This window comes from Arthrobacter sp. Soil_C_49 (assembly GCF_057656635.1).
Window position 1 is genome coordinate 146,843 of record NZ_JBDGJZ010000002.1, and the last position, 24,036, is coordinate 170,878.

19 protein-coding genes and 1 pseudogene are annotated in these 24,036 nt (G+C 66.7%); 11 read left to right on the forward strand and 9 right to left on the reverse strand.

Features of this window, described 5'->3' with window-relative positions:
• Positions 1–101: 101 nt before the first annotated feature.
• A complete protein-coding gene (locus AC3A4Z_RS03995) occupies positions 102–1,022 on the forward strand; it encodes a TM2 domain-containing protein (protein WP_498710247.1) in 921 nt (306 codons plus the stop codon).
• 100 nt (positions 1,023–1,122) lie between these two features.
• On the opposite strand, the gene AC3A4Z_RS04000 is transcribed toward AC3A4Z_RS03995, so the two are convergent.
• Genes AC3A4Z_RS04000 through AC3A4Z_RS04010 form a run of 3 tightly spaced genes read right to left on the reverse strand, consistent with a single transcriptional unit; the run spans position 1,123 to position 3,596 of the window.
• The gene (locus tag AC3A4Z_RS04000; RefSeq protein ID WP_498710249.1) at positions 1,123–2,445 is read right to left on the reverse strand and encodes an SRPBCC family protein; all 1,323 of its coding nucleotides are present in this window, start codon (positions 2,443–2,445) and stop codon (positions 1,123–1,125) included.
• Between the two features lie 29 nt (positions 2,446–2,474).
• Entirely contained in the window at positions 2,475–3,302 is an 828-nt protein-coding gene (locus tag AC3A4Z_RS04005; RefSeq protein WP_498710251.1) for a DUF1206 domain-containing protein, read from the reverse strand.
• Positions 3,303–3,305: 3 nt separating this feature from the next.
• A complete protein-coding gene (locus AC3A4Z_RS04010) occupies positions 3,306–3,596 on the reverse strand; it encodes a hypothetical protein (RefSeq protein ID WP_050054187.1) in 291 nt (96 codons plus the stop codon).
• 154 nt (positions 3,597–3,750) lie between these two features.
• Here AC3A4Z_RS04010 and AC3A4Z_RS04015 point away from each other — a divergent pair, with 154 nt between their 5' ends.
• Complete coding sequence (locus tag AC3A4Z_RS04015; RefSeq protein WP_493970717.1) at positions 3,751–4,287, forward strand: hypothetical protein; 537 nt, start codon at positions 3,751–3,753, stop codon at positions 4,285–4,287.
• Between the two features lie 92 nt (positions 4,288–4,379).
• Here the strand turns inward: AC3A4Z_RS04015 and AC3A4Z_RS04020 are convergent, their stop codons facing one another.
• From AC3A4Z_RS04020 to AC3A4Z_RS04030, 3 genes are all read right to left on the reverse strand, one after another.
• Complete coding sequence (locus AC3A4Z_RS04020) at positions 4,380–5,621, reverse strand: AI-2E family transporter (protein ID WP_498710253.1); 1,242 nt, start codon at positions 5,619–5,621, stop codon at positions 4,380–4,382.
• Between the two features lie 212 nt (positions 5,622–5,833).
• Positions 5,834–6,514: a FadR/GntR family transcriptional regulator gene (locus AC3A4Z_RS04025; protein WP_498710255.1), complete on the reverse strand. Its 681-nt coding sequence runs from the start codon at positions 6,512–6,514 to the stop codon at positions 5,834–5,836.
• Positions 6,515–6,520: 6 nt separating this feature from the next.
• The gene (locus AC3A4Z_RS04030) at positions 6,521–7,900 is read right to left on the reverse strand and encodes an MFS transporter (protein ID WP_498710258.1); all 1,380 of its coding nucleotides are present in this window, start codon (positions 7,898–7,900) and stop codon (positions 6,521–6,523) included.
• 148 nt (positions 7,901–8,048) lie between these two features.
• Between AC3A4Z_RS04030 and AC3A4Z_RS04035 the strand changes: the two genes are divergently transcribed.
• Complete coding sequence (locus AC3A4Z_RS04035; protein WP_498710260.1) at positions 8,049–9,608, forward strand: CYTH and CHAD domain-containing protein; 1,560 nt, start codon at positions 8,049–8,051, stop codon at positions 9,606–9,608.
• Positions 9,609–9,686: 78 nt separating this feature from the next.
• Here AC3A4Z_RS04035 and AC3A4Z_RS04040 read toward each other — a convergent pair whose 3' ends face one another.
• Entirely contained in the window at positions 9,687–11,123 is a 1,437-nt protein-coding gene (locus AC3A4Z_RS04040; protein WP_493970713.1) for a PucR family transcriptional regulator ligand-binding domain-containing protein, read from the reverse strand.
• A 156-nt stretch (positions 11,124–11,279) separates the two neighbouring features.
• On the opposite strand from AC3A4Z_RS04040, the gene AC3A4Z_RS04045 reads away from it, so the two are divergent.
• Together AC3A4Z_RS04045 and gabT are read left to right on the forward strand one after the other, a co-directional pair.
• Entirely contained in the window at positions 11,280–12,710 is a 1,431-nt protein-coding gene (locus tag AC3A4Z_RS04045) for a gamma-aminobutyraldehyde dehydrogenase (protein WP_498710261.1), read from the forward strand.
• Between the two features lie 126 nt (positions 12,711–12,836).
• Positions 12,837–14,207: a 4-aminobutyrate--2-oxoglutarate transaminase gene (gabT, locus tag AC3A4Z_RS04050; RefSeq protein ID WP_498710262.1), complete on the forward strand. Its 1,371-nt coding sequence runs from the start codon at positions 12,837–12,839 to the stop codon at positions 14,205–14,207.
• Between the two features lie 81 nt (positions 14,208–14,288).
• Here gabT and AC3A4Z_RS04055 read toward each other — a convergent pair whose 3' ends face one another.
• Together AC3A4Z_RS04055 and rarD are read right to left on the reverse strand one after the other, a co-directional pair.
• Positions 14,289–15,551, reverse strand: a complete 1,263-nt coding sequence (locus AC3A4Z_RS04055) for an NAD(P)/FAD-dependent oxidoreductase (RefSeq protein WP_498710265.1) — start codon at positions 15,549–15,551, stop codon at positions 14,289–14,291.
• A gap of 40 nt (positions 15,552–15,591) precedes the next feature.
• Positions 15,592–16,644, reverse strand: coding sequence for an EamA family transporter RarD (rarD, locus tag AC3A4Z_RS04060; protein ID WP_498710266.1), 1,053 nt, complete (start codon positions 16,642–16,644; stop codon positions 15,592–15,594).
• An 84-nt stretch (positions 16,645–16,728) separates the two neighbouring features.
• Between rarD and AC3A4Z_RS04065 the strand changes: the two genes are divergently transcribed.
• From AC3A4Z_RS04065 to AC3A4Z_RS04090, 6 genes and pseudogenes are all read left to right on the forward strand, one after another.
• The gene (locus tag AC3A4Z_RS04065; RefSeq protein ID WP_498710268.1) at positions 16,729–17,727 is read left to right on the forward strand and encodes a DNA topoisomerase IB; all 999 of its coding nucleotides are present in this window, start codon (positions 16,729–16,731) and stop codon (positions 17,725–17,727) included.
• Positions 17,728–17,827: 100 nt separating this feature from the next.
• Complete coding sequence (locus AC3A4Z_RS04070) at positions 17,828–19,258, forward strand: FAD-dependent oxidoreductase (protein ID WP_498710271.1); 1,431 nt, start codon at positions 17,828–17,830, stop codon at positions 19,256–19,258.
• Between the two features lie 179 nt (positions 19,259–19,437).
• Entirely contained in the window at positions 19,438–20,817 is a 1,380-nt protein-coding gene (locus AC3A4Z_RS04075) for a helix-turn-helix domain-containing protein (protein ID WP_498710273.1), read from the forward strand.
• A 106-nt stretch (positions 20,818–20,923) separates the two neighbouring features.
• Entirely contained in the window at positions 20,924–22,447 is a 1,524-nt protein-coding gene (exaC, locus tag AC3A4Z_RS04080) for an acetaldehyde dehydrogenase ExaC (protein ID WP_498710275.1), read from the forward strand.
• Positions 22,448–22,484: 37 nt separating this feature from the next.
• A pseudogene (gene adhP, locus AC3A4Z_RS04085) lies at positions 22,485–23,508 on the forward strand (alcohol dehydrogenase AdhP).
• Complete coding sequence (locus tag AC3A4Z_RS04090) at positions 23,508–23,915, forward strand: DUF779 domain-containing protein (RefSeq protein ID WP_498710276.1); 408 nt, start codon at positions 23,508–23,510, stop codon at positions 23,913–23,915. The pseudogene adhP and the gene AC3A4Z_RS04090 overlap by 1 nt, the downstream one beginning before the upstream one ends.
• Positions 23,916–24,036 lie beyond the last annotated feature (121 nt).

A 24,036-nucleotide genomic window follows, 5' to 3' on the forward strand; every position in this document is an offset into this window, starting at 1 on the left:
CATCCCACTTTTTTGGCCCATAAAGTAAATTCATTGGACAAACACTTCGCGGCTCCGGTCAGCCGTTCCCAGTCCCGCCTGCCCTCACCGAAGGACCTTCCATGAGTCACCCCAGTCACCCGCACGCGCCCGAAAACAGCGCGTCCGTTCCGCCTGTTCCGCCCGCTCCGTCCAGTTTTGCCGGACCCTACCCGGGCGGGTACCAGCCTGAGCCCTACGGGCAGGTTCCCTATGCCGGCGGCCCGGGTAAATCCTTCGTCACCACCTGGATCCTGTCCCTCCTGCTGGGCACCCTTGGTGTGGACCGTTTCTACCTCGGCAAGATTGGCAGCGGCGTCGCGAAGCTGGTGACGCTGGGCGGATTTGGTATCTGGGCCCTCGTTGACCTGATTATCATCCTGACGGGGAACGCCAGGGACAAGGACGGTGGTCCCCTGGAGGGCTACCCGGAGAACAAAAAGAAGGCATGGATCATCACCGGAATCGTCTGGCTCGCCAGCATGATCACCGCAATCCTGCTCACCATCGTGTCCATCAGCATTACAGCTGCAGCCCTCGAGGGCAGGAATGTTCCCGATCAGCCGTCTCTTCCCTCCGCCTCGAACGCAGGGCCGCCGCCGTCCGGAAGCGCCGCCGATGAAAACACACTCGTGGCCACGGTGTCCGAGGGCAACACCGTTAAGATCGGTGTCCTCGATTCCCTGTACACCACCGAAATCCCGGCCATGTCCTACCTTAAACCGGCGAACGGAGGGTTCCTGGTGTTCGAGGTCTCATGGGAGACGCTGACCGGAACCAGCACCGCCGCCCCGGCCGCCTTCGAGGTCTATGACGCCGAGGGTAACGAGGGCGAGCGGATCTACCTTGAGGATGGCCTCGGCGGCCTGCCCACGGAGGAAGTGGGCGCCGGGGACCTCCGCCAGGGACTCATCGCCTTTGACGTCAAGAAGGGGCCGGTCAAGGTGGTGGTCACCGATGACTATGGCGACCAGGCATCGACCTTCACCCTGACTGCCCAGTAATCGAGCACAATAAATGCCCGCGGCATCGCATGATGCCGCGGGCATTTATTGGAAGCCGGTTCCGCTGCTCCGGGGGCCAGGTTCAGTTAACCCGGCCGGGCTACTTCCCGGCTCCGCCTGCCGCCATCAGCTCCAGCCGCTTGAGTGTCTCGCGGTTGCGCACGGTGATCATGGGATCCCGCAGTGCCTTTGGCACCCTCTTGCCCGGCCCGCGGATGGCGTCCTCCGCCATGGTGACGAGGCACTGGTTTCCCTGGTCCTGGAGGGTGATCACCACCTTGGCTTCACCAAGAGGCCAGCCCCGTGCCACCAGTTCCAGCGACTTCCCCGGTTCGGCGGCGGTCACTCGGGTGCTGTCGTTGATCACCAGCGGCCAGGCGCCCACGGAGTGGTGGAGTCGTGATCCGGCCTCCGGCCAGGTGTCGTCCACCGCGCGGATCCGCGAGGCGCCCACCACCCAGCCGGAGTACAGCCAACCGTCGGCAATGACACGCCAGACGTCCGCGGCGGGGGTGTTGAACAGCTGTGACACGGTGGACATGGCGTTCCTTCCTGTTGCGGCTGGGCCGGGCTGGTTACTTCGAGTTTCCGGGCGTCCGACGGCGGCCTGCGTGACGGCGGCGCGGACGGCAGCGGGCGGCGCCGGCTGCTGGGCGGTTTGGTAAGAACGCTCCCGCAGCCGGCGGGTCCAGGCGTAGGCCTGGGCGCCGGGCGGCTGGTTCTCGAGCGGATTGAACCGCAGGGAAGTGTCGGCTCCTTGCGGGTCTGCCGTCAGGCGGAGTTCGCCGCATTGGTGCCATGGACCTGCGGGTTTGGCCCAGTACAGTCCGAGGACCCAGTGGCCGGACGTTACCGATCTGCCGGGCAGGCTGATGGTCCGCAGCCCCAGCAGCACCGGCCCGTTCCGGCCGCGGTAGGGCATCAGCGTGGTCAGGGTTGCGGTGGAGACGTCGAGTTTGGGCTGGAGCAGGAACCTTCCGGGAAGCTGCCAGCCGGTGGAGGCAAACAATATGTCCGCCACGTCGGATCCACCGGAAGCCTTGCCGTCGGGCGCACTGCCGCGCGCCCCGCCGTCGGACTTGCCGGAAGTTGCGCCGCCGGACGGCGTGATGCGCAGGGCCAGGCCCAGGACGTCCGGAAGCCTGGAAGGCAGCCCCACCGAACGCGAGAAGCGGGCCTGGACGTAGTCCGTCCCCGGCGCATCGAGCCAGTCCACACCGATTGGCCCGCCGGTATTCCCCGTCCGGGTCAGCTCCCCGGTGAGGCCCATGCCCTTGGGATGGATTGGCCGGTCAGGCCGGGCCACTTTGAGGATCCGGAACAGGCCCGCAAAGACATGGCCCGCCGCCTCCGAAACTCCGGGGGCTGCATCCTGGGGCCCGGGGCCGCCGGGTGCCGGGTGGTCCTGCAGCAAGTGCGACATGCTTCCTTCCTACCCAGAAAACCCTGGTGCTACATCCGTCCGAACCGCGAGCGGATCAGGGCGAAAATTCCGTACGCGATGAATCCTGCCCCGATGGCTATCAGCAGGGTGGGGCCGAACGGGTGGTCGCGCAGGGCCTTAAGGCCGCCGTCCAGTCCGGTTGATTCGTTGGGGTCGTGCTTGGCGGCAGCGATCACAAAGAGCAGCCCGGTGAGGCCGAGGGCAACCCCTTTGGCGATATGGCCCGAGACGCCCAGGCTGTCGATGAGCCGGCCGCGCCGGGTCCCGTCGAAGTGGAAAAGCTCTTCCTTGAAGCCGCGGCGGACGCCCTTGAAAACGAAGTAGATACCGATCCCGATGGTGGTCAGGCCCAGGGCCACCAGTGCCCACAGCCCCCACGGGGTTCCCATCAGCGAGGCGCTGAAGTCCTTGGTGCTCTCGCTGGAGTCGCCCCGCAGGCCCACGGCAAATCCGGCGAAGCTGAAGCCCACACTGCCGTAGGCGATAGCCAGGAATCCCGAGGAGATCAGCTTGGACACCCGTTCCTTGCGGGCCTTGCGGCGGACCCGCAGCGTTGCTTCGCTGGCCTGCCACAGTGCCAGTCCAAGACACGCAGCCACGCAGGCCCACATCACCGCCGGTCCCCACGCGTTGGCAGCGAGCTGTTCGATGGCGCCGGTGGGTTCAGCTTCTCCGGGCTGGCCGAACGCGACAGTGATGGCGATGGCCCCGATGATGACGTGCAGCAGGGCCATCACGGCGAACCCGGCCCGGGCCAGGACATCAAGCGCCGGGTGGTTCGAGGCCTCCTCGACGGCGTCGGCAGCCTGGCTGATGGTGGATTCGCTGTCCGACATCGCTTAGCCGTTCATGGGTCCTTCGGCGCGGATCTTCTCCGCCCCGGGTCCCTCAACGTGAACTGTGCACCGGACCACCAGTTGGCCGGGAGCGTTCTCCAGCTCCACCAGGGAATCGTGACCGCTGAGCACCGTGAAGACTTCCGAGCCTGGCACTACGGCCACGCCCTTGGCTTCGGCGGTCTCCCGGGCATTTCCGAACGCTTCGCGCTGCAGCCCTTTTACGTAGTTGCCGTCATCTTCACGGGCGGGGTCACCAAAGGCCCAGCCGAACAAACTCCCAGTAGTACCCATGCCGTCGATATTACGCGGTCTGCCCGCGCAAGACGGGCTTTCGTAACATTAGTAAGTGTGCTTAGTATGGGCGGACCATGACCTTGGCGGGACACCGCGAGTGACGTCCGCAGGCACGGCATCTGAATTCAGTTCAACGTTAGGAATGCACAACATGGCAGGAAATCTCATTGCCCGGTCAGTTCACGACCTGACGGCAGCGGCATGGTTCGGTGGATCCCTGATGGGCGCGATCGGCCTGAACGGTGCAGCGGCGGCAGCCAAGGATCCTTCGGAACGTACCCGGCTTTCGAGCGCAGGGTGGATGAAGTGGGCACCCTTCCAGACGGCTGCTTTCGCCTCGCACCTGGTGGCGGACCTCGCCATCGCCTGGGAGAACAAGGAACGCATCGCCAAGCAGGAGGGTGTTGCACGGGACACTGTCATCAAGACTGCAGTCACAGTTGCGGGCGCTGCCGTGACACTGTACTCCGGCATCCTGGGCAAGAAGGTCGAGAAGCTTGCAGACCAGGGAGCTGAGGGCGCCACGGAGCCGCGGCCGGACGCGTCGGATGAGCTGAAGGCGGCGCAGCAGCAGCTCAAAGTCCTGCAGTGGGTCATCCCCGCGTTCGCCGGCCTGGTGGTCATCCTCGGTGCCAAGCACGGGGAGATGCAGCGGCCCAAGAACGTATTCGCCGGCCTGCGGAGCTGACGCAACTACAGCTGACGCAACCACAGACGTACGACGACGGTCCGGCACCCAGGTGCCGGACCGTCGTCGTACGTGCCCTCCCTTGGAGGCGGCTAAACGGGTTTGGTTCCCGCCGGAGGCAGGTCCGGGTTCATGTCCTGCAGGTTGGGATCCTCCGCTGTCCACACCTGGATGATGGCCCAGGCGACGGCGGCCAACGGCACCGAAAGCACCGCACCTATGATGCCGGCCAGGATGGTGCCGGCGGTCAGTGCCATCAGGATCACGAGGGCATGGAGCTGCAGGGACTTGCCCATGACGACCGGCTGCAGGAGGTCGCCTTCGAGCTGGTTGACCGCCACCACCACGGCCACCACGATCAGTGCGACCACCGGGCCGTTCGCCACCAGTGCCACCAGGGCGGCCAGGATGCCGGCCACGGTGGCGCCCACGAGCGGGATGAAAGCGGTAATGAACACGATGATGGCCAGCGGAAAGGCCAGCGGAACCTGCATGATCAGCAGTGCCGCGCCGATGGCCACCGCATCCACCAGTGCCACGATGGCGGTGCCGCGCACGTACCCGCCCAGTACCTCCAGGGTGCGGCTGCCCACCCGGCGCAGCTTCGCTTCCCGCTGCCCGGTGAAGGGCCGGAGGAAGAAGTTCCAGATTTTGGCGCCGTCCTTAAGGAAGAAGAACAGGATGACCACCATGAGGCTGGCACCGGCGATGAATTCGGTGACCACCGACAAGCCGGTGATGGCGCCGGAGCGGACCTGGCTGCTGGTGGCGAACTGTACGATTCCCTCGCGCGCCTGGTTCAGCTGTTCCTGCTCGATGGGAATCGGACCGGTCAGCAGGAACTGCTCCAGCTCGTCCAGTCCTGAGGAAGCCTGTGCCGCCAGCTCGCCCCACTGGTTGCGGACCGAAAAGTAGATCACGGTGGAAATGCCGGCGAGCAACGCCAGCAGTGCGACGAAGGCGATGCCGGTAGCCACTCCGCCCGGAACCCCGCGGCGCCGGAGCATGTTGACAAACGGCCCGATCGCCGCGGCCAGGATCAACGCGATCAGGACCGGGATGACCAGAAGCTTGATCTGCATCAGGGCGTAGACGGACACCACGGCAACCGTGAGGATCAACAGCACCTGGGCCGCGCGGGTACCCACCCTGCCCAGCCCGTCCGTCCAGAGTGCGCTGGGCTGCTTGGCTGCCAGCTTCTTTATGCCCGTGGCAGGGTCACGCGGGGATCGTTCGACGGCGGCGGCAGGCCCCTGCCCGCCGTCGACTGGCGCCGGTCCCGGCTGCGGGCTGTCGGTGCCCGGCACCTGTTCGGTCAGGCGTATTCGCGCCATGGGGACTCCTCGTTCGTCGGCGGATGCCCTAAGCGCGGTGCGCACCCAGGGAGACAACCTTCGTCAGATAGTAAGCCTACTGACCGATTGGGGAGGGATGAAACCCCGTGGCCGCCTGACTTCCCCAGGTGCGGGGAGTTTTTGTCCAGATATGCAGACTTCACCTGCCAATAAGCCTGCATATATGGACAAAAACTCGAAAGGGGGAGGAGCTAGCCGGCGAGCCACTCTGCGCACGAGTTGAGGTTTCGGTTCACGGTGGCCACCGCCGCATCCTCATCACGCTGCTCGATCGCCACCAGCAGGAGATCGTGCCCCTCGTGCTGGAGTCCGTCGAATCCCGGCCGGCGGAGCTGCTGGAGCATGTCCTCGTGGACCACGGCGCCGAAGCTGATGTAGAGCTCGTGCAGCAGCGGGTTGCCGGACGCCTGGGCCACCCGCTCGTGGAAGCCCCAGTCGGCCCGCGCCCAGGCCTCAAAGTCTTTGCTGTTCCAGGCGTGGACGCGCTCGGCGAGGAGGGCACGCAGGGCCGTGACGTCGTCGGCCGTGGCATTCCGCGCCGCCAGCCTTGCCGCCTGGGTATCCAGGCCAAGCCGGACCTCCAAAATGTGCGCCTCGGTGTGATCCTGGTACATGCGGCGGGCGGCGCCGGAGATCTCGCTGGTGGCCCGGACGTAGGTGCCGTCGCCGCGGCGGACTTCCAGCATGCCGCTGTGCGCCAGTGCCTTGATGGCCTCGCGAAGGGTGCCGCGTGAAACGCCCAAATCGGTCATCAGGCCGGTCTCGGAGGGGATCCGCTGGTGGAGGGGCCATTCGCCGGACTGGATCATGGTGCGCAGCTTGGCGGTGACTTCCTCGGCAAGCGGCGGGCGGTGGGAGGTGCTGAGGGCCATGGCGTCCTACTTCCTCTCTGCGGCGCCGGAAGTGCCGGCCGGCGGAGCGGCCGTGCGGACGGCGGCGCCTGCCACGCTGCGTGTCATCGCGCTGCCGGTAATCAGGTGCGCCACCACAATCTGGGCCAGCGACAGGGCCAGCAGCAGAGCAAGGGGCAGCACCCAGCCGCCGGTGGCGCTGTGCAGCAGTCCCATGCCAAAGGGGCCGGCGGTGGCGAGCAGGTAGCCGGTGGACTGCGCCAGCGTGGACAGCGCCGTGGTTTCGGCCGTGCTCGCGCCGCTCCGGCTGATCATCACCATCACCAGCGGGAAGATGCCCAGGCCGAACCCCAGCAGGATGGCCGGAACAACAGCCAGCCCCACGGGCAGGACCAGGAGCAGGGCCAGTCCCACGGCCATGGTGATGCTCACGAGGTAAAACGCCGGGCGCAGCATGCCGGGCCGGGAGCCGATGGCGATGAGCAACATGCCGGCGGGGACGGACACCAGCTGCATCAGCCCGAACATCAGCCCGCTGTCCGAAGCATTCATGCCCATGGTGGTGAGCATGTACGGGAACCAGCTCAGCAGCGCATAGGCCAGCAGGGCCTGGAGCGTGAAGATGGCAGTCAGGAGCAGCCCTTTCCGGGTCCGCAGCAGCGGCCAAGGGGACACTTGCCGGGCGGCGGAGCGGGGGCCGTTGCGGTGTGCGTGCAGGGCCACGGGGAGGAAGCCGAGGAAGGCGGCCACGGCGGTGATACCAATGGCGCCCACGGCGGCGGACGGCGATCCGAGGGCCTGCGCCAGCGGAACAACGGCGACGGCCGTCACGGTGGCTCCCGTGGTCATCGTCACCGTATATACGGCCGTCATCAGCGAAGTCCGGTGCGCGAAGTGCTCCCGGATGAAGGACGGCATGGCCACGTTGCACACTGCCAGTCCGGACATTCCCACCACGCTGCCCAGCACCAGCATCCCGGTGGCGGGGATGCCGCGGAGCAGGAGGCCGCCGGCCAGCATGGAGAGGGACAGCAGGATTGCCTTCTCCACGCCCAGCTTGCCCGTCAGCCAGGATGTGGCCGCGCCCGCCACGGCAAAGCACAGCGTGGGGATGGAAGGGATGATTGCGGCCACGAGCGTCCCGTAACCCAGAACGGTCTGCAGGTCATGCAGCAGTGCGGAGGCCCCCGTGATGCCCGCGCGCAGGTTGAGCCCGATCAGCACCAGCGCAATGACGCCGAAAACGACGGCGGAGCGCGGCCTCGTTGCGCCCTGCACCTGGGCGGGTGCAGCAGCGGGCGCGGACGCAGCGGGACGGGCCGGAGCGGGGGCAGCGGCACGCGCCGAAGCGGGTGCAGTGAACGGGACGGCGGGGGCGGTGGCAGGGGAAGGGGGAGTGGCGGGCATTTTTCAAGGCTAAAGGTTAGACGTTTGATGTTTCCAGTTTTGTGGGCAAGCTCTCCCGGCTGCCCGGGCCGGGGCAATAGACTTCCAGCGGGGGCCGGGACGTCAATCCGTCCGGCCCGTGCAGGACCAACACGGAAGGACAGCTGTGATGGCTTCCCAGGGAATCGAGATCGAAGAGAAGTACGACGTCGGCGATGACGCCGCAGTGCCCGCGCTGGAGCAACTGCCGGGAGTGGCCCGGGTCGGGACTCCCCACTCTGCCGTCCTCGAGGCCGTCTATTTCGATACGGACAAGCACACGCTGGCCTCCCGCCGCATCACCCTGCGCCGCCGCACCGGCGGAGCCGATGCCGGCTGGCACCTCAAGTTGCCGCCCGAAGCCGGCGCGGCAACAGAACCCCACCAGCGCCGCGAGGTGCACGCGCCGCTGGGCCAGCCCGGCGTCGTGCCTGACAGCCTGCTGGCACACGTGCAGGGGTATCTCCGAGGAGCCGAAGTGAAGCCTGTTGTCCGGCTCCACACCCGGCGCACCACCCATGCCCTGTACGGCGGGGACGGAGTGCATCTTGCGGACCTGGCCGACGACCAGGTGGAAGCCACCCGCCTGCGCCAGGGGGAGGCTGCGGAACAGTCGCAGAGCTGGCGCGAGTGGGAGCTCGAGCTCGTCCACGGCGGGCCGGATCTGTTTGCCCCCGCCGCCGAACTCCTCGTCGCCGCGGGCGCCCGGCCCGCCGGCCACGCCTCCAAGCTCGCCCGCGCCCTCGGCCGGGAATCAGGCGCCGCGGCGCAGGAGCAGGAAACCGCGCCGGCACTGATTGCCGGCAAGAAGGCCCCGGCGGCCGCCGTCGTTACCGTCTACCTGGGGGAGCAACTGCGCAGGCTCCTCGCCGAGGACGCGGCCGTGAGGCTGGAGGAAGGCGAGGGAATCCACAACATGAGGTCTGCCATCCGGCGCCTCCGCTCGGTGCTGGCAGCGTACCGGAAGCTTTACCGTGCCATGCCGGTGCGGCGCCTGCGCGATGAGCTTGACTGGCTGGGCCTGGTACTTGGTGATCCGCGGGACGCCGAGGTGGCGCTGGAGAGGCTGCGCGGGCACCTTGACGAGCTGCCGCCGGGGGAGGGTACGGACGCCGCCCGGGCCCTGGTGGAGCGCAAGGCAAAGGACGCGTTCGACGCCGGGTACCGCCGTGTGCAGGAGGCGTTGCAGTCCGAGCGCTACTTCCGGCTGCTGGACAACCTGGAAGACTTCCGGGACCGCCCGCCGGTGCGGGCGGACGCGGTGGCGCCGGGCCGGAGGCTGGCGGCCAAGGCCGTGGACAAGTCTGCGAGCCGGCTGCGTCGCTCGCACAAGGCCGCCCGTCACGCCCGGCGGGGCACGGACCACGAAAACGCACTCCACCAGGTACGCAAGGACGCCAAGCGGCTGCGCCATGTGGCCGAGTCGGCCGCGCTGGTGACGGGCAAACGCGCGGGGAAGGTGGCCAAGGCTGCCCACAAACAGCAGAAGGTTTTGGGCGATTACCACGACGCCGTGATGGCCCGGAACCTGCTGCAGGACCTCGAATCCGGCCCCGCCCTGCCCCAGTCGACCGCCGAGGCGCTGGCCGCGCTGGGGAAGCGCCAGGCCGACCTGATGGGCGAGGCGGAAGCCAAGTACCGCAAAACCCGGAAGAAGTCCCGAGACCTGCTGCGGCGCGGGGTCATCTAAGGGGCCACAAGGCAACGCGGGGTCAGATGACGCCCAATCAGCGCCAATTATTGGGCGTTTCCTGACCCCGCGTTGGGGCTACTTGCCCTGCCGGGCGGACAGCCGGGCCACCGCCAGGGCAAGCCAGAGCTGAACCCGGTCCGTGGTGACCGCGGGGTCGTACCCGGTCAGTTCTGTGATCTGCGCCAGCCGGTACCTGACCGTGTTCCGGTGCAGGGTGAGTTCCTCGGCGACGGCGGCCACGGAACCGTTGTTGTTCAGGTAGCTCTCCAGCGTGGTCATCAGCTCCGCGCCATGGGCGGCGTCGAAGGTCCGCAGCGGATTCAGGGACTCGTGGGCCATGTCCGCCAGCGGCACGTCCTCACTGGCCAGCAGCAGCGACGTCAGGCTCAGCCGCTCCGGCTCATTGACCGGAAGTCCGTGGCTGGCCGCGTCCCGCGCCTCGAAGTAGCTCCAGCGCAGGCCGTTCGGCTTGGTGTACGCGCCGCCGATCCCGATCGTCGCATGGATCCCCGCCTCAGCCAGGTGGTCGCTCAACTTCCGCGCCAGCGACGGCGCCGCCCCGCCGTCGTCGTTCATCACCAGCACCAGGTCCTTGCCCACGACGGCGGCAACGGACTTCTCCAGTTCCCGCGGCACCGAGGTGCTCACCAGGGCCTTGTGATGGGCGGCTGAGACGGCCAGCAGCACCACGTTCTTGCGCGTGCTGTTGATGCCCACGCCGGCCAGGCGGCGCTGGGCCTCACTGGTTTCCAGCGCCCCGTGGATCACGTCCTCCAGTACCTGCCCGCACAGGGCGCGTTCCGCCTGGCGCTGCTTGACCATGTTGTTCAGCTCCACGCTGATCAGGTTCTGGGCGTAGCCGATGATGCCGGAGTCCTCAAAGGGCTTGCGGACCCAGAGGGTGCAGGCATCCCGGCGGCCGGTGGGGATGGGGTAGGAGGCCCAGGTGTCGGCCTGCGGATTGTCCTTGGTGCTGTTGTACAGCTGTGCGGTGAACTGGGTGAGCGCGATGTCCGCCCGAAGCATGCCGCCCAGATGTTTCAGCAGCTCGGCCAGGCCGCCGCCGGTCAGCAGCGCGCGGGCCAGCACCTGGTGCCCGGCGATCAGGCGTTCCAGCTTGGCGTAGTGGTCCGCCGACTGCGCATCCGCCACCAGCTTGCCGATGGCGATGAACGGTGTCTCGTAGGGAACTTCCACCACGGGAAGGCCCCAGCGGTTGGCCTCGGCGAGCAGGGCCGGCGGCACCGCCTCGTGCGAAAGCCCTACGCCGAAGCCGATGCCCACGGCACCGGCGCGCTGCACCTGCCGGACGAAACGCCGCTGCTCGGGCGCCGATTTCAGCCGCAGGCCGGTGGTGAGGATGAGCTCGCCGCCATTGATGAAGCGCTGCGGGTCTTCCAGCTCGGTCACTGCCACCCAGTTGATGTCCTGGTGCCAGGTGGTCTCGGCGACCCCCACTTTGGACAGGTTCAGGGATTTGACACCCAGGAGCGCAGCAAGGGAAATGGCCATGCACCAAGGATAAACGGGCGCTAGTCAACCGCACTAAAAAGCAGCAGGAAGGGTGTGCAGGTGGCTATTCACGGGGCAGGGGTGCTGGCATAGGCTCAGAGCAGTCAGATCCATCAGTTTCGACGCCGATGGCCCCCAGGAAAGAGGTTGCACACCGTGGTCCAAACCTTGCAGAACTTCATCAACGGTTCTTTTGTCACGCCTGCCGGCAGCGGCACGCTGGACATCGTGAACCCCACTAACGGTGAAGTGGTGGCCCGTTCGCCCATCTCCAACCAGGAGGATGTGGACGCGGCCATGGCCGCAGCCAAGGAAGCCTTCAAGAGCTGGAAGCACGTCACGCCCGGCCAGCGCCAGCTGATGCTGCTCAAGCTTGCCGACGCCGTCGAGGCCAACAGCGACGAACTGGTGGAGGCGCAGCACCGCAACACGGGCCAGGTGCGCTCCCTGATCGCCTCTGAGGAAGTTGCCGCCGGCGCCGACCAGCTGCGCTTCTTCGCCGGAGCCGCCCGTATCCTCGAGGGCAAGTCCGCCGGTGAGTACTTTGAGGGACACACCTCCTACGTCCGCCGCGAACCCATCGGCGTTGTGGCCCAGGTGGCCCCCTGGAACTACCCGTTCCTGATGGCCATCTGGAAGATCGGCCCCGCGCTCGCCGCCGGCAACACCATTGTCCTGAAACCCTCGGACACCACACCGGAGTCCACCCTGGTCCTGGCCCGCCTGGCCGGTGAGATCCTGCCCGCCGGCGTCCTGAACGTTGTGCTGGGCACCGGCCAGACCGGCGCCATGATGGTGGACCACAAGGTCCCCGGCCTGGTGTCCATCACCGGCTCCGTCCGCGCCGGCATCGCCGTCGCTTCCGGTGCCGCGAAGAGCCTCAAGCGCGCCCACCTGGAGCTCGGCGGCAAGGCGCCGGCCATTGTGTTCAAGGACGCCGACATCAAGAAGAGTGCCGCGGCCATCGCCGAGTTCGCCTTCTTCAACGCCGGCCAGGACTGCACCGCCATCACCCGCGTGCTCGTGGAGGAATCAGTGCACGACGACGTGGTGGCTGCCATGGTGGAGCACACCAAGACCCTGCACACCGGCTCGCAGAACGACGAAGACAACTACTTCGGCCCGCTGAACAACATCAACCACTTCAAGCAGGTCACCTCCGTGGTGGAGAACCTGCCAGACCACTGCCGGATCGAAACCGGCGGGCACCGGGCGGGGGAGAAGGGCTTCTTCTTCGAGCCCACCATCGTCACCGGCGCCAGGCAGACGGACAGCATCGTCCAGCAGGAAACGTTCGGCCCCGTGATCACTGTCCAGAAGTTCAGCACCGAGCAGGAAGCCGTGGAGTTGGCCAACGATGTGGACTACGCGCTGGCCTCCAGTGTGTGGACCTCCAACCACGGCACCGCGATGCGACTGAGCCGCGACCTGGACTTCGGCGCCGTCTGGATCAACACGCACATCCTGCTGACCGCCGAAATGCCGCACGGCGGCTTCAAGCAGTCCGGCTACGGCAAGGACCTCTCCATGTACGGCGTCGAGGACTACACGCGCATCAAGCACGTGATGTCCGCACTCGACTCCTAGTCCCCACCGGCACCCTCACCTCGCTCCGCTCGGCCAGGGAACCCTCCCCACCGGCCCCCTCACCTCGCTCCGCTTCGGCCAGGGAACCCTGCCGGTGTGGGCCCAATAAGCAAGAAAGGCTTTCCCATGACTGCCACCGCATCAGACATCACTTACCGCCTCGAGCAGAAGCGCCGCGTCCAGGCCGACTTCCCCGGCCCCAAGTCGCTGGCCCTGGCCGAGCGCCGCAAGGCCGTCGTCGCCGCCGGCGTCGCCTCCGGCGTCCCGGTTTACGTTGCCGACGCCGACGGCGGCATCATCCACGACGTGGACGGCAACTCCTTCATCGACCTCGGCTCAGGCATCGCCGTGACCAGCGTCGGCGCCTCCGATCCCGCCGTCGTCGGTGCCGTGAAGGAAGCCGTGGAGCACTTCACGCACACCTGCTTTATGGTGACGCCGTACGAAGGCTACGTGGCCGTCGCCGAGCAGCTGAACCGACTCACCCCCGGCGACCACGAGAAGCGCACCGTCCTGTTCAACTCCGGCGCCGAGGCAGTGGAGAACGCCATCAAGGTGGCCCGCCTCGCCACCGGACGCGACGCCGTCGTGGCTTTCGACCACGCCTACCACGGCCGCACCAACCTCACCATGGCACTGACCGCCAAGGCCATGCCGTACAAGACCAACTTCGGCCCGTTCGCGCCCGAGGTCTACCGCATGCCCATGAGCTACCCGTACCGCGAGGAAAACCCGGAGATCACCGGTGCCGAGGCCGCCAAGCGGGCCATCACCATGATCGAAAAGCAGATCGGCGGCGACCAGGTTGCCGCGATCATCATCGAACCCATCCAGGGTGAGGGCGGCTTCATCGTCCCGGCCGAAGGCTTCCTCCCGGCGCTGGCAGCGTGGGCCAAGGAAAAGGGCATCGTCTTCATCGCTGACGAGGTCCAGTCCGGTTTCTGCCGCACCGGTGAATGGTTCGCCGTCAACCACGAAGGCGTCATCCCGGACATCATGACCCTGGCCAAGGGCATCGCCGGCGGTATGCCGCTGTCCGCGATCACCGGCCGGGCAGACCTGCTCGACGCCGTCCACCCCGGCGGCCTGGGCGGCACCTACGGCGGCAACCCGGTGGCCTGCGCCGCCGCACTTGCCTCCATCGGCACCATGGAGGAATACGACCTGGCCGGCCGCGCCCGCCACATCGAAGCCCTCGCCACCTCCCGGCTGCGGGACCTGCAGGAGGAACTGGCCGGAGCCGGATCCGCAGTGATCGGGGACGTCCGGGGCCGTGGCGCGATGCTGGCCATCGAACTGGTGCAGGCAGGTTCGAAGGAACCGAACCCTGAGCTGACCAAGGCCGTCGCCGCCGCCTGCCTCAAGGAAGGCGTCATCATCCTCACCTGCGGCACCTATGGCAACGTGATCCGCCTCCTGCCCCCGCTGGTCATCACCGATGACCTGCTGAACGACGGCCTGGAGGTCCTGGCCGCGGCCATCAAGGCCAACGCGTAGCACTGCACAGAGTTAGCGTCCCCTCGCAACGGCGCGAACAAAACCCGGGCCCCGGAACTACCGTTCCGGGGCCCGGGGGTTTTAAGGCAGCAGTCTGTTGCCGTTGTCCGGCCCGCCGATGACCACCTGCGCCGGACTGTGCAGGACGTATCCGTTGAGCCAGGAGAACAGGGCGCGGACCTTCTGCTGGAATCCGGAGAGGAGCGCCAGGTGCACCAGCAGCCAGGACACAAACGCCAGCGGGCCCTGTAGCTGCAGGCGTTTGCGGCCGAGTTCGGCGACGGCGGCGCCCCGCCCGATCATCGCCATGTACCCCTTGTCCACGTAACGGAAAGGCTGCCGGGCACCGCCGTTGAGGTCGGCGTAGATGTTGCGGGCCGCCCACTTGCCGGCCTGCTGGGCCACGGAGCCGAGCTGGGGCAGTTTTGCCCCGGTTGAATCGGTGATGTTGGCGGCGTCGCCGATGACGTAGACGCCCTCGACGTCGGGAACGGTCAGGTCGGTGCGGACGTCGATCCGCCCGCCCTTTCCCTGCGGCAGCCCGGAGCCGGCCAGCAGGCTGCCACCCTTCAGGCCACCGGCCCAGACCACTATCCCGCCAGGGATGTCCGTCCCGTCAGCCAGTGTCACGCCATCGACCCGGACCTGGCTGACGCTCACGCCCATGTGGAGCTGGACGCCAATTTTGGCCAGGCGTTTCCGCGTGTATTCCTGCGACTTGGCGGAAAACATGGTGAGGACGTTCGGGACCATGTCCACCAGGTGCACCCGGCACCGCGCCGCGAGGTCGGGGGAAAAGTACTTGGCCACCACGAATTTGATGTTTTCCGCCAGGGCGCCTGCCGTTTCCACGCCGGTTGGCCCGCCGCCCACCACCACCATGTCCACTGCTGCCCCGGGCTCCCTGTCCGCCCGGTCCAGCAGCCGGGTCACGCTGGTTCCGAGACTGGTAGCGTCCGTGACGGAGTACAGCGGAAAAGCGTGCTCCTCGGCGCCGGGGGTATTAAAGAAGTTGGGGACGGCGCCCACGGCAAGGACCAGGATTTGGGCGCGGAACGTCTCGCCCTCGGCGGTGGTGACGGTGTGGTCCGCCGCGTCTACGGCGGCCACCTCGGCGGTCAGGACGCGCACGTTCCTGCGCCGCCGGAAGACAGATCTGATCGGCCGGGCAATGGCTGAGACACCGATCTGCGACGTTGCCACCTGGTACAGCAGGGGCTGGAACTGGTGGTAGTTGTTCGAGTCGATCAGCAATAACCGAACGCCCTTGCGGCCTAGTTCCTTGGCTGCGGCGATGCCGGCGAACCCGGCGCCAATCACGATGACCTGATATGAGTCCTCCATCCGAGCAACCTACTCCACCGGGGTTCCCGGCAACAGGGGCCTAGGAGGATTTCACGGAAGCTTTTCCGCGCCGCCGGGCCACCGACGTTTCGCGGGCGGTGCGCAGTATATCCACCGTCAGGACCAGCAGCGCCACCCACACCACACCAAAACCGATCCACCGGTCCGTGGTCATCACTTCCTTGAACACCAGCAGCGCCAGGATGAACTGCAGCAACGGTGCGGCATACTGGAGCAGCCCGATGGTGGTCATGGGGAGCCTGCGCGCCGCCGCCCCGAAGAACACCAGGGGCACGGCGGTGATCACGCCGGAGGACAGCAGGAGCCAGAAATGGCCGGGACCCTGGGTGGTGAGGGTGGCCGTTCCGGCCGCTGCGAGGTAAATCATGGTGGCGGCAGCAAACGGAGCCAGCACCATCGTTTCCACGCTGAGGCTGGTGACGGCGTCCACCCTGGGTCCCACCCGCTTCTTGACAAAGCCGTACAGGCCGAAACTGAAGGCCAGGGTCAGCGCGATCCACGGCAGCTTGCCGTAGGAATAGGTAAGCACCCCCACGGCGATGAAACCGATGCCCACGGCCGCCCACTGGAGCGGTCGCAGCTTCTCCTTCAGGACAAAGACTCCCAGCAGGACGGAGACCAGGGGGTTAATGAAGTAGCCCAGCGACGCCTCCACGGCCTGTCCGGTGGTGACCCCGTAGGTGTAGGTCAGCCAGTTGACGGCGATGAGGAGGGCGGCCACGGCAAGCGTGCCAAAAACGGAACGGTCCCGAAGCGCCCTGGCCAAGGCACCCCACGAACGGGTCACCGTGATGAGGAGCGCGCAGAACAGCAGCGACCACACCACCCGGTTGGCCACAATTTCGACGGCGCCCGCGGGCATCAGCACAAAGAAGTACAGCGGGAGCAGCCCCCACAGCCCGTAGGCGCCGATGCCGAAGAGGATTCCCGCCGTCGTCTCCTTGTCCACCGGCTTCAGCGGCGCGCCCTTGGTGCCGGCTGCGGCTGCCGGTCCCGGTGCGAATGTTGCCGCTGACGGGGCGGGCACACGGGCAGGAGCGGAATATCCATCGGGAGAGGGCACGACATCCATAACATCAGTTCCGGGGCAGGTATTCCAGCAAATAGTCAGTAGGCTTGCTTTTATGATAATTGCCGACCGGCCGGAGGTTTCCTGATGAGGCTCCGGCGCAGCAACGCTTCGGGCCGCGGTTACCGCCGGGTGGCAGCGGGCAAGGGGTTCAGTTACCGGGACCTGGACGGCTCCACCCTGCCCCCGGGCCCGGTCCGGGACCGGCTGGATAGCATCGGGATACCGCCTGCCTGGACGGACGTGTGGATCGCCCCGTTCGAGAACGGGCATATCCAGGCCACGGGTGTGGACGCCGTGGGCCGGCGGCAGTACATCTACCACCCGGAGTGGCGGGAGCGGAAGGACCGGGTGAAGTTCGACCGGTCCCTCCAGTTGGCCGAATCACTGCCTGTGGCCCGCCGCCGGGTGACCATGGACCTGCGAAGCGAAGGGTTCACGCGGGACCGCGTCCTTGCAGCCGCCTTCCGGATGCTGGACAGCGGATCCCTGCGGGTGGGGTCCGAGCGGTACACGAACGAAAACGGCAGCCGCGGCCTGGCTACGCTGCTCTGCGCGCACGTCCAGGTCCGCAAGGACCGGATCCTGCTGAGGTTCCCGGCCAAGAGCGGCAAGGACTGGGAGTCGGAAATCCGCGACGCCGACCTTGCCGCCCTGCTGCGCCTGCTCAAGCGGCGGGGCCCCAACGCCCGGCTCCTGGCGTACAAGGAGGGCCGGCAATGGCGGCCCATCACCAGCGCCGATATCAATGCGTACGTGAAGGAGCGGACCGGCTCTGACTTTACGGCCAAGGATTTCCGGACCCTGCATGGGACGGTGGCGGCAGCCGCGAGCCTGGCCAGGACCGGTCCGCAGAGAACGGCCGCAAAGCGGAAGCGGGCCATCAGCCGCGCCATGTACGACGCCGCCGACGTGCTGGGGAACACGCCGTCGATCGCCCGGAAAAGCTATGTGGACCCCCGGGTGGTGGACCACTACCACGAGGGCGAAACCATCGACCCCAAGCGGCCGGACTCCGCAGAAGCAGAATTGCGCGCGCTGCTTTACCGCGAAGGCGATGTGGTTCCGCTGGCGAAAAGCGGCTGAGGCCGGGTTTCCGTTCCGCCGCCGGGGGTCCGGGGCCATTTAGAATAAGTGATTGTGCGCTGCTCTTACCGCGCACCCTCATCGGTCAGAAGGGCTCCGAGTGTCCAACCACGGCGAAACCACCCCCACACGTCCCCTCCGGGTAGCCATTGTGGGCGCGGGACCGGCAGGAGTCTACGCTGCGGATATCCTCACCAAGTCCAGCGGCGTGAAGGACGGCGACTTCGAAGTCAGCATCGACCTTTTTGAGGCCTACCCCGCGCCCTACGGACTGATCCGGTACGGCGTTGCGCCGGACCACCCCCGCATCAAGGGCATCGTCAACGCCCTGCACAAGGTCCTGGACCGCGGCGACATCCGGTTCCTGGGCAACGTCACCTACGGCCGGGACCTGACCCTCCACGATTTCCGGGCCTTCTACGATGCCGTGATCTTCTCCACCGGTGCCGTCAAGGATGCGGACCTGGCCATCCCGGGCATCGATCTGCAGGGGTCCTTCGGCGGTGCTGATTTTGTCTCCTGGTACGACGGGCACCCGGACGTGCCGCGGGACTGGCCGCTGGAGGCGAAGGAAATCGCCGTCATCGGCAACGGGAACGTGGCGCTGGATGTGGCGCGCATGCTGGTCAAGCATCCGGAAGAGCTCCTCAGCACCGAGATCCCGGACAATGTCTACCAGGGCCTGAAGGCCTCGCCTGTCACCGATGTGCACGTGTTCGGGCGCCGCGGCCCCGCGCAGGTGAAGTTCACGCCGCTGGAACTGCGCGAGCTCAGCCACATGAACGATGTGGACATTGTGCTCTACCCGGAGGACTTCGAGTTTGATGAGGCCTCGGACGAGGCGATCCGGAGCAACAACCAGATCAAGACCATGGTGAACACGCTCACCAACTGGCTGGTGGAGGAGCACGCCGAGTCTGAGAATCCCTCCTCCCGCCGTCTGCACTTGCATTTCCTGTACAGCCCGGTGGAGGTGCTCGACGACGGCACGGGCAAAGTGGGCGGGATCAAGTTTGAGCGCATGCAGCTTGATGGCACGGGCAACGCCAAGGGCACGGGCGAGTTCATCGACTACCCCGTCCAGGCCGTATACCGCGCCATCGGCTACCACGGCTCGCCCCTGGACGAACTGGAATACGACGCGAAGCGCGGTGTCATCCCCAATGAGGGCGGGCGTGTGCTGGACGCCGAAGGCACCCCGGTACCTGGGATCTATGCCACCGGATGGATCAAACGCGGACCCGTGGGCCTGATCGGCCACACCAAGGGTGACGCGCTGGAGACCATCGGCTTCCTGCTTGAGGACCGGCTCACCCTGCCGCCCGCCAAGAATCCCGACCCGCAGGCCATCATCGACCTGCTGGAAGAACGCGGCATCGAATACACCACCTGGGAAGGCTGGAACAAGCTCGATGCCCACGAAGCGGGCCTGGGTGCAGCGTGGACCGGCCCCGAGGGCCTGGACCACGTAGTGCGGGAACGGATCAAGGTGGTGCCGCGCGAGGAGATGATCCGCATCTCGCGCGGCTGACCTCCCGCTTCCACCCCGCCCGGGAGTTTTTGTCCAGATATGCCGACTTAAAGCCCTTGAAATCGGCATATCTGGACAAAAACTCTTCCGCTAGGTGGGGGAGGAGGGCCGCGTTAGAATGGCGACCACCCCTTGGCCGGCTGAGCAACGCCGTGCCTGCAGGCAGCAGCAGGAGTTCGATGAAGAACCTGATCCAGCCCGGCGTTACCGTCGGCGCTGAACCGCGCCAGCGCGCCGCCCTTACCGGACATGAATACCTGGACAACAGCCTGACGGACAGCGCCGTGCCGGTGGAAACGCCGGAGCTTCCCGGGCTGCGCAGCCTGATCCGCGAGTCGTGGCAGCGTTCCGCCGGCTTCAAGGCGAACCCGGACAATCCCGCCGCCCCGCTGGCGATGGACCGGGATGAGCTCGAGGATTACCGCAGCCAGCACCCCCTGGCCGCCATCATGCCGGTCATCAACAAACTCCTGGTCCAGCCCAGCCACGACAGCGGACTGCTGGTGGCGGTGGGCGATGAAGTGGGCCGGCTGCTCTGGGTGGAAGGTGACCCCGCCTTGCAGCGCCGGGCCGAAGGCATGATGTTCGTTGCCGGGGCCGACTGGTCCGAGGCCACGGTGGGCACCAGTGCGCCCGGCACCGCCCTTGCCCTGGGCCGTGGCATCCAGATCGCCGGAGCTGAGCATTACCAGCGGGCGGTGCATCCCTGGAGCTGCACCGCAGTGCCCTTCCATGACCCGGATTCCGGTGCCGTCCTCGGCGTGGTGGACATTACCGGCACGGCCACGGCGGTGGCGCCGCATACCCTCTCGCTGGTGGAGGCAACAGTAGCGGCCGCCCAGGCACAGCTGCGTGTGGAGCGCCTCCAGCTTGCCGCGGAGCTTGCGCAGAGGCCCGTACGACGCCGGGCCGCGGCTTCTTCTTCCCGCGCACCGGGACAGGCGGTCAAGGAAGGCAGCCTCTACCGGAACAGCCTGCAGCTGCTGGGACGCGACCAGGCACTGCTCAGCCTGGAAGGCAAAACCGTTGTTCTTTCCGCCCGGCACAGCGAAATCCTGGCGCTGCTCAGCACCCACCCCGACGGGCTCAGCGCCGAAGAGCTGAGCGCGCTGCTCTACCCCGGCGACGGCTCCACCATGACCCTGCGGGCCGAAATGGTCCGCCTCCGTAAGGTCCTCCAGCAGCTCAACCCTGGCGCCGTGCCCGGATCCCGGCCCTACAGGCTTCCCGTGGATGTAGTGCCGGACAGCGGGCAAGTCCTGAGCTGCCTGCAACGCGGCGCGCACCGCATCGCCCTTGAAATCTACCGGGGGGCAGTCCTGCCCAGGTCCGAGGCGCCCGGCGTCGTGGAGCTGCGCAACAACGTCTCGACGCTGCTGCGGGAGGCGGTCCTCACCGACGGCAGCGCCGAAGCCCTGCTCAAGTACGCCGGGCTTCCCGAGGCAAGGGACGACGTCGAGGTCCGCCGCGCCGCCCTGCGTCTCCTTCCAGCCCGCTCACCCAAGCGGGCCGCCGTCGTCGCGCACCTCGAACGGCTGGAGGCCGAACTGCGCGCCTAACTTGAAATCGGGGCGCAACCTGACTGCAACCTCCCCGCTCCTACGCTGTTTCCAACGGCGGCCGCCAGCAGCAAGCGCCGCCCACTGCACAGCAAAGGAGCTAGCAATGACTGTTTACGCCCAGCCCGGAACCGAGGGCTCGAAGGTCACCTTCAAGGACCGCTACGAAAACTGGATCGGCGGCGAATGGGTGGCCCCGGTCAAAGGCCAGTACTTCGAAAACATCACTCCTGTCACCGGCAAGGCCTTCTGCGAGGTAGCCCGCGGAACCGCTGAAGACATCGACCTGGCGCTGGACGCTGCCCACAAGGCGGCACCCTCCTGGGGCAAGACGTCCGTGGCCGAGCGCGCCGCCGTCCTCAACAAGATCGCCGACCGCATCGACGAAAACCTGGAAATGCTCGCCGTCGCCGAAACGTGGGACAACGGCAAGCCCATCCGCGAAACCCTCAACGCCGACCTCCCGCTGGCCGCCGACCACTTCCGCTACTTCGCCTCTGCCGTCCGTGCACAGGAAGGCCGGCTCTCCCAGCTCGACGACGACACCACCGCCTACCACTTCCACGAGCCGCTCGGCGTCGTGGGACAGATCATCCCGTGGAACTTCCCCATCCTCATGGCCGTCTGGAAGCTGGCACCGGCGCTCGCCGCCGGCAACGCGGTGGTGCTCAAGCCGGCCGAGCAGACGCCCTCGTCCATCCTGGTCCTCGTGGAACTCATCGGCGACCTGCTGCCCGCAGGCGTGCTGAACATCGTCAACGGCTTCGGCGTGGAAGCCGGCAAGCCGCTCGCCTCCAGCCCCCGGATCCGCAAGATCGCCTTCACTGGCGAGACCACCACGGGCCGCCTGATCAGCCAGTACGCCAGCCAGAACCTCATCCCCGTCACGCTGGAACTGGGAGGCAAGAGCCCCAACATCTTCTTCAATGACGTCGCACAGGACAACGACGCCTTCTACGACAAAGCCCAGGAGGGCTTCGCACTGTTCGCCTTCAACCAGGGCGAAGTCTGCACCTGCCCGTCCCGTGCACTGGTCCAGGAAGACATTTACGAGTCCTTCATGGCCGACGCCGTGGCAAGGGTGGAGAAAATGGTGCAGGGCAACCCGCTGGACACCGAGACACAGGTTGGTGCCCAGGCCTCCAACGACCAGTTGGAGAAGATCCTGTCCTACATCGACATCGGAAAGCAGGAGGGCGCCAAGGTGCTCACCGGCGGCGCACGGGCCGAACTGCCCGGCGATTTGGCCGGCGGCTACTACGTCCAGCCCACGGTGTTTGAGGGCCACAACAAGATGCGGATCTTCCAGGAGGAGATCTTCGGCCCGGTGGTGGCAGTTACGAAATTCAGCGACTACAACGACGCCATGGGCCTGGCCAACGACACCCTGTACGGCCTGGGCGCCGGCGTATGGTCCCGCAACGGCAACATCGCCTACCGGGCCGGCCGCGAAATCCAGGCCGGCCGCGTCTGGGTCAACAACTACCACGCCTACCCGGCGGGAGCCGCGTTCGGCGGCTACAAGTCCTCGGGCATCGGGCGCGAGAACCACGCCATGATGCTGGACCACTACCAGCAGACCAAGAACCTGCTGGTCAGCTACAACGAAAACAAGCTCGGCTTCTTCTAACCCGCACCGCCGCTACAACGACGCAAGGATTTCGCCAATGACGACGACAATGCAAGCAGCAGTAGTAAACGAATTCGGCACCGACCTCCAGGTCCAGAACCTCCCCATCCCGACCCCCGGTGCCGGGGAGGCGCTGGTCAAGGTACTCACCACGGGGGTGTGCCACACCGACCTGCACGCCGCCGAAGGCGACTGGCCGGTCAAGCCCTCGCCCCCCCTTTGTTCCGGGGCACGAGGGAGTGGGTGAAGTGGTGGCACTGGGGGCCGGCGTCACCGACCTCGCTGTCGGGGACCTGGTGGGCAACGCCTGGCTGTGGTCCGCCTGCGGCGACTGCCAGTACTGCCGCACCGGCTGGGAAACCCTGTGCGAGGCGCAGAAGAACGGCGGCTACAGCGTGGATGGGTCCTTTGGCGAGTACATGCTCGTCGATACCCGCTTCGCCGCCCGGATACCGGCGGGATCCGACCCCGTCGAGGTGGCGCCGGTGCTCTGCGCCGGTGTCACCGTCTACAAGGGCCTGAAGATGACAGAGGCCAGGCCCGGCCAGTGGGTCACGATCTCCGGCATCGGCGGGCTGGGGCACATTGCGGTGCAGTACGCCGTCGCCATGGGCCTGCGGGTGGCCGCGGTCGACATCGCCGACGACAAGCTCGCCCTCGCCAAAGCCCACGGGGCGGAACTGACAGTGAACGCCCTGCACGAGGACCCCGTGGAAGTCATCCAGCGTGAAACCGGAGGTTGCCATGGAGTCCTGGTTACGGCAGTGCACCCGTCGGCATTCGGGCAGGCTATCGGGATGGTCCGCCGTGGCGGCACCATCGTGTTCAACGGGCTGCCGCCGGGGGACTTCCCGGCGCCGATCTTCGAGATTGTGCTCAAGGGCCTGACGGTCCGCGGCTCGATCGTGGGGACCCGGCAGGACATGGAGGAGGCCTTGGATTTCTACGCCCAAGGCAAGATCCATCCCACGGTCTCCGTCCGGGAGCTCTCCGAGGTCAACGCCGTGTTTGACGAGATGAAGCACGCCAAGATCGACGGCCGCGTGGTCCTGAGGTTCTGATGACCGCCGACAGCATCGATGCTGCAGTGACGCTGCCCGGGGAGGACTTCTCCCGGGTGGCGCTCACGCCGGCGGCCGTGGACCTGCTGCGGGTGCTGTGGGACCGGCACGGGCCGCTCATGTTCCACCAGTCCGGCGGGTGCTGCGACGGGTCCTCACCCATGTGCTATCCGGCAGGGGACTTCCTGACGGGCGACGCGGACGTTCTGCTGGGCCTGTTCGACGTGTCCGAGGGACTGGAGCCGCAGCCGTTGGAGTTCTGGATGTCCCGGGAGCAGTTCAACTACTGGAGCCACACACACCTGACTGTTGATGTGGTGCCGGGACGGGGCAGCGGCTTCTCGGTGGAAGCTCCCGAAGGCAAGCGCTTCCTGATCAGGTCCACACTGATGGATTGGCCGGTTTAGGAGCAAAAATTTCGTAGGGAGAAGCCCGGCCCGAACAACTGGCCGGGCTTTTCCCGTCTCACCATCCGGAACAATTGGGACCGTCCAGTGGATGGACACTATCGTTGATAGGTCTGTTTCC

What these genes read in the sequence shown, in the direction of transcription:
- AC3A4Z_RS04005 (WP_498710251.1), bottom strand. Translation starts at nt 3,302, where the DNA reads ATGTCGGACAGCGAATCCACCATCAGCCAGGCTGCCGACGCCGTCGAG.
- AC3A4Z_RS04035 (WP_498710260.1), top strand. Translation starts at nt 8,049, where the DNA reads ATGGCTTCCCAGGGAATCGAGATCGAAGAGAAGTACGACGTCGGCGAT.
- AC3A4Z_RS04020 (WP_498710253.1), bottom strand. Translation starts at nt 5,621, where the DNA reads ATGGCGCGAATACGCCTGACCGAACAGGTGCCGGGCACCGACAGCCCG.
- AC3A4Z_RS04000 (WP_498710249.1), bottom strand. Translation starts at nt 2,445, where the DNA reads ATGTCGCACTTGCTGCAGGACCACCCGGCACCCGGCGGCCCCGGGCCC.
- AC3A4Z_RS04015 (WP_493970717.1), top strand. Translation starts at nt 3,751, where the DNA reads ATGGCAGGAAATCTCATTGCCCGGTCAGTTCACGACCTGACGGCAGCG.
- AC3A4Z_RS04075 (WP_498710273.1), top strand. Translation starts at nt 19,438, where the DNA reads ATGAAGAACCTGATCCAGCCCGGCGTTACCGTCGGCGCTGAACCGCGC.
- AC3A4Z_RS04010 (WP_050054187.1), bottom strand. Translation starts at nt 3,596, where the DNA reads ATGGGTACTACTGGGAGTTTGTTCGGCTGGGCCTTTGGTGACCCCGCC.
- gabT (WP_498710262.1), top strand. Translation starts at nt 12,837, where the DNA reads ATGACTGCCACCGCATCAGACATCACTTACCGCCTCGAGCAGAAGCGC.
- AC3A4Z_RS04040 (WP_493970713.1), bottom strand. Translation starts at nt 11,123, where the DNA reads ATGGCCATTTCCCTTGCTGCGCTCCTGGGTGTCAAATCCCTGAACCTG.
- AC3A4Z_RS04025 (WP_498710255.1), bottom strand. Translation starts at nt 6,514, where the DNA reads ATGGCCCTCAGCACCTCCCACCGCCCGCCGCTTGCCGAGGAAGTCACC.
- exaC (WP_498710275.1), top strand. Translation starts at nt 20,924, where the DNA reads ATGACTGTTTACGCCCAGCCCGGAACCGAGGGCTCGAAGGTCACCTTC.
- rarD (WP_498710266.1), bottom strand. Translation starts at nt 16,644, where the DNA reads ATGGATGTCGTGCCCTCTCCCGATGGATATTCCGCTCCTGCCCGTGTG.
- AC3A4Z_RS04065 (WP_498710268.1), top strand. Translation starts at nt 16,729, where the DNA reads ATGAGGCTCCGGCGCAGCAACGCTTCGGGCCGCGGTTACCGCCGGGTG.
- AC3A4Z_RS04055 (WP_498710265.1), bottom strand. Translation starts at nt 15,551, where the DNA reads ATGGAGGACTCATATCAGGTCATCGTGATTGGCGCCGGGTTCGCCGGC.
- AC3A4Z_RS03995 (WP_498710247.1), top strand. Translation starts at nt 102, where the DNA reads ATGAGTCACCCCAGTCACCCGCACGCGCCCGAAAACAGCGCGTCCGTT.
- AC3A4Z_RS04090 (WP_498710276.1), top strand. Translation starts at nt 23,508, where the DNA reads ATGACCGCCGACAGCATCGATGCTGCAGTGACGCTGCCCGGGGAGGAC.
- AC3A4Z_RS04030 (WP_498710258.1), bottom strand. Translation starts at nt 7,900, where the DNA reads ATGCCCGCCACTCCCCCTTCCCCTGCCACCGCCCCCGCCGTCCCGTTC.